The organism is Adlercreutzia sp. DFI.6.23, from assembly GCF_024462535.1.
Lineage (GTDB): Bacteria > Actinomycetota > Coriobacteriia > Coriobacteriales > Eggerthellaceae > Adlercreutzia > Adlercreutzia rubneri.
Map to the genome: position 1 here is coordinate 1 of NZ_JANGBP010000158.1, position 415 is coordinate 415.

A 415-nucleotide genomic window follows, 5' to 3' on the forward strand; every position below is an offset into this window, starting at 1 on the left:
CCAGGACATCATCGACCGCGACGGCGACAAGTGGCTTTCCGTCTCCGACGAGGAGCGCGTGGAGGCCTTCCGCGAGATGGCCTACGACATGACGCTTAAGAACCAGCGCGAGGTGCTATCCAACTTCGGCACCACCTTCGACAAGTGGTTCTCCGAGCGCTCGCTGTACGTGGAGGACGAGAACGGCGAGAGCGCCGTGTCCCGCGCGCTGGACGCCATGCGCGAGAAGGGCTACCTCTACGAGAAGGACGGCGCGCTGTGGTTCCGCTCGACGGATTTGGGCGACGACAAGGACCGCGTGCTCATCAAGGGCGACGGCGAGGCCACCTATTTCATGAGCGACGTGGCCTACCACTACGACATGATGATGCGCGGCTTCGACCACCTGATCGATCTGTGGGGCGCCGATCACCAC

At 63.4% G+C, this 415-nt stretch carries 1 pseudogene; it reads left to right on the forward strand.

The features are described 5' to 3' along the window. Positions 1-415, forward strand: a pseudogene (locus tag NE591_RS12795) (arginine--tRNA ligase); the annotation flags it as partial.